This window comes from Micromonospora sp. KC207 (assembly GCF_004348615.1).
In the GTDB taxonomy this organism is placed as follows: Bacteria; Actinomycetota; Actinomycetes; order Mycobacteriales; family Micromonosporaceae; genus Micromonospora.
The window spans coordinates 1-4,078 of record NZ_SMKJ01000428.1 but is presented as its reverse complement, the minus strand read 5'-3'; the positions used below and the strand labels follow the sequence as shown (position 1 = coordinate 4,078).

The window sequence follows — 4,078 nt, the reverse complement described above, 5'->3', positions numbered from 1 at the left end:
CCCCGACACCGCACGCGGCCGTGCCGGCCCCCTGAGCGAGCGAGTCCACGCCCCGCCCGATCGTGCGTGCACGGCAGGCCCGTTCGCACACGTCCCGGTCAATCACGCGGGTCCGCGGTCGCCCGGGTCCGGGCCATCGTCCGCCTGAGGGAGGCACCGGCGGGGCGGCCTACTTCGTTTCCTCCTTCGCGGTGCGCGGGCACGGCTCCCAGGCCGACCACCAGGGCCAGGTGTGGCGGTACGTGCCAACCACCAACGAGCTGACCCTGGTCGTCGTGTTCTCCGCTGCACCGGCCCGGGGGCGGAGCTGTTCAAGACCCCGGACAACATCTGCGTGACCCCGGCCGGTGGCCTGATGCTCTGCCAGGACGGCGACGGGGACAGCTACCTGATGGGCACGACGGTCGACGGCGAGCCGTACCTGTTCGCCCGCAACCGGCAGAACCTCGGCACCGAGTCCGCGCCGTTGTACGGCGAGTTCGCCGGTGCCTGCTTCGCCGACGACCGGCGCACGATGTTCGTCAACTGCTACGCCCCCGGGACGACGTCCGCGATCACCGGTCCCTTCCGCGGGTAGCGGACCGGTAGGCGCACCGCGTGGCGGCTCGACAACGCCGTCGAGCCGCCGCGCGGTGTGTGATCCTCGCCATATTTCGGCGTCGGCCGGAGCGGGCCGGCCGGCGCCCGGGGCGCCCGCGAGCGCGCGGCGCACCGCCGCCGGGGCGAACATGAGCCCCCCTACTCATCCGCGCGGCAGGTGCGTTGGGCAAGCTCAACGAATGGTCGACCCCACAGCACCACTGAGCCCGGCCCGGGGGAGGGTGGGCATCACCGCCGTCGGGGCCAGCCTCCCCGAGCATGCAGTCCCGACCGGCGAGGTGCAGCGACGGCTCGCCGAGGCCAGCGGCCTGACCCTGCCGGACGGCCTGCTCGCGCGGATGACCGGGATCTCCTCCCGCCGGCTGGCCGGCGACGGCGAGTACGCCTCCACCCTGGCCCTGCGCGCCGCCCGGCAGGCGCTCGCCGCCGCCGGCCGGGAGCCCGAGGAGGTGGACCTGCTGCTGTTCGCCTCCGCCACCCGGGACGTCGCCGAGCCCGCCACCGCCCACATCGTGCAGGCCGAACTCGGCAGCCACGCCCACGCCCTCGACGTCACCAACGCCTGCAACAGCTTCCTCAACGGCATCGACCTGGCCCGCTCGGCGATCCTCGCCGGTCGGGCCCGGCGGGCCCTGGTGGTGACGGGGGAGACCCCCACCCGGGCGATGCGCTGGCAGGTCGCCGACCTCGACCAGGCCCGGGGCGCGTTGGCCGGCTACACCTTCGGCGACGCCGGGGCCGCCGTCCTGGTCGAGCCGGTCGCGCGCGGCGGGATCGTCGACGTCGACACCGAGACCTGGTCCGAGCACTGGACGGTCGGCGGCATCCCCGGCGGCGGGTCCCGCCACCCCCGGGGCGACGAGCACACCTACTTCACCGGCGACGGGCGCGCCCTGCGCGACGTGTTCGAAAAGATCGGCGCGGACATCCTGCACCGGGTCCGGGGGCGCACCGGCCTCGACTGGGCCGACTACGCCCGGATCCTGGTTCACCAGGTCACCCTGCCCTACCTGGACCGGTTCATCGAGGTCACCGGGGTCCCCCGGGACAAACTGGAGATCACCGTCACCGAGCTGGGCAACCTCGCCAGCGCCACCCTCGGCGTGCAACTCGCCCGCGCCGACGCCACGCTGCGCCCCGGCGACCGGGTGCTGTTCGTCGGCCTCGGTGGCGGCGTCAGCCTGATGACCATGGTCTGGGAGAAGTCTTGACCGCCCTGTGGGTGGTGGTGCCCGCGTACGACGAGGTGGCCCGGATCGGTGCCACCCTCGACGCGCTCGCCGCGCAGACCGACCGGGATTTCACCCTGCTGGTGGTCGACAACGGCTCCACCGACGGCACCCGGGACGTGGTGCGCCGCTTTGCCGTGCACGCGCCGGTGCCGACCCGGCTGCTGCGGGAGGAGCAGCGGGGCGTCGGCGCGGCCGTGGACACCGGCTTCCGGCACGCGATCGCGCAGGGGGCCACGCTGCTGGCCCGCACCGACGCCGACTGCCTGCCCCACCCCGGCTGGGTGGCCGCCGCCCGCCGTACCCTCACCGCCGGGGCGGCCATGGCGTGCGGCCGAATCGAGGCCCGCCGCGACGAGCACGGCCCGCTGGGCCGGGCCGGGTTCCGCTGCCTGGTCGTCGTCGCCGCCACCTTCGGCCGGTTGCGCCCCGCCCACCGGGGCCCCGGCTACCGGGCCCCGTACCGGATGCACGCCGGCAACAACATGGCGATCACCGCCGAGGCGTACCTCGCCGTCGGCGGCATGCCCCGCCGCCCGTCCCCGACCGACCGGGAGTTCCTCAACCGGGTACGCCGGCACACCGACGCCATCGTGCACGAGCGCACGATGGTGGTGGAGAACTCCACCCGGCGGCTGCGGGCGTACGGGCTGCGCCGGACCGCCGCCTGGTACCTGGACCGGGGCAGCGGCCGGCTCTCCCCGGACCCGCGCTGACCCGCACCCCTCACCTGGAGACGAGTCGCCCGATGCTCGACGAACTGGCCGCCGCGCTGCGCCGCCACCCCGACCGGCCGGCGGTGCTCACCGCCGGCCGCACCGGCGCGCCCCGGACCCGCGTCAGCCGGGGCGAGCTGGCCGACCTCGCCGACGGGTACGCCGCCGCCCTGCACCACCACGGCCTCGCCGCCGGGGACACCCTCGGGGTGGCGGTGCGCCCCGGCCCCCGGGCGCTGTCGGTGCTGCTCGCCGCGCACCGGCTCGGGCTGCGGGTGGCGGTGCTCGACCCCAGCGCCGGCCCGGACGTGCTCACCGCGCGCCTGGCCCTCGCCCGCCCGGCCCTGGTCGTCGCCGATGCGGCGGCACAGGCGGTCGCCGGGTGGGCACGCCCGCTGGCCGGCCGGGCCCGGCTGGCCCTGCCCCGGCTGGCCGAGCTGGGTCCGGTGCGTACCGTTGGTAAACGGCTGCCCGGCTGCGCCCCGGCGCTGCGCCCCCGGTCGGGTCCGGCCCCCGACCGGGGCGGACCCGACGACGACGCGGTGATCATCTTCACCTCGGGAACGACCAGCCGGCCCCGGGCGGTCGTGCACCGCCGGGCCGGGCTGGCCGCCGGGATGCGCGCCGTCGCCGACCTGGTCCGGCCACACCCCGACGCTCCTGTGCTCGGCGGCACGTTCTTCGTCCTCGTCCCGGCCCTGGCCAGCGGCGCCCCGGTGGCCCTGCCAGCCCGGTCACCCCGGGTGCTGGCGCGGCAGGTGGCCCGGCTGCGCCCGCAGGCCAGCTACCTCACCCCGCCGCAGCTCCGGACGCTGCTGGCGCAGCGACCCCGGCTGTGCGGCCGGTTCTACAGCGGCTCCGCGCCGGTCAGCGCCACCCTGCTCGACCGGACCCGACGGGCCGGCGCCGAGCAGGCGTGGGGGGTGTACGCGCTCACCGAACTCTTCCCGGCCGCCGCCGTCGAGGCCGCCGAGAAGGCGGCCTTCACCGGCGTCGGTGACCTCGTCGGCGCGCCGCTGCCGGGCGTGACCGCCCGGGTCGGGACCGACGGGCGGCTGCTGCTCGCCGGGCCGGGGCAGGCGCACCGCTACCTCGGCGAACAGCCGCACGACTGGGTCGACACCGGCGACGTCGCCCGGCTCGACAACGACCGGGTCGTCCTCGCCGGGCGCAGCAAGGACATGATCCTGCGCGGCGCGGAGAACATCTACCCCGGCCTGTACGAGCCGGCCCTGCACGTGCCAGGGGTCAACCTGGCGGTGCTGGTCGGCGTGCCGGCCGGCGACGGCGACGAGCGGCTCGTCGCCGTGGTCGAACCGGAACCCGGCACCGACCCCGGCCGGCTTCGCGGGGCCCTCGACCCGGTGTTCGCGCGGATGGGCGCCGCCCGGCCCGACGCGCTGCTCATCGCCCCGGTGCCGACAAGTGGACGGTCCCGCAAGCCCGACCGGGCCGCCACGGCCGCCCTGGCCGCCGCCGCGACCGGTCGGCCCGTACCGACCCCCCGGCGGCACGGCCGTGCCTGAGCAGCCC

4 protein-coding genes are annotated in these 4,078 nt (G+C 76.6%); all 4 read left to right on the top strand.

Going from position 1 to position 4,078, the window contains the following annotated elements; all coding sequences use genetic code 11:
• Nucleotides 1-232 precede the first annotated feature (232 nt).
• Entirely contained in the window at nt 233-577 is a 345-nt protein-coding gene (locus tag E1258_RS30620; RefSeq protein ID WP_207919853.1) for an alkaline phosphatase PhoX, read from the top strand.
• A gap of 202 nt (nt 578-779) precedes the next feature.
• The gene (locus tag E1258_RS30615) at nt 780-1,811 is read left to right on the top strand and encodes a 3-oxoacyl-ACP synthase III family protein (protein WP_132407227.1); all 1,032 of its coding nucleotides are present in this window, start codon (nt 780-782) and stop codon (nt 1,809-1,811) included.
• Nucleotides 1,808-2,545 carry a glycosyltransferase family A protein gene (locus E1258_RS30610; RefSeq protein ID WP_132407225.1) on the top strand — a complete coding sequence of 246 codons (738 nt, stop codon included), beginning with the start codon at nt 1,808-1,810 and terminating at the stop codon, nt 2,543-2,545. Before E1258_RS30615 ends, E1258_RS30610 begins: the two co-directional genes overlap by 4 nt.
• Before the next feature lie 32 nt (nt 2,546-2,577).
• Nucleotides 2,578-4,071 (top strand): class I adenylate-forming enzyme family protein, encoded by a 1,494-nt coding sequence (locus tag E1258_RS30605; protein ID WP_132407223.1) that lies wholly within the window; start codon nt 2,578-2,580, stop codon nt 4,069-4,071.
• Nucleotides 4,072-4,078 lie beyond the last annotated feature (7 nt).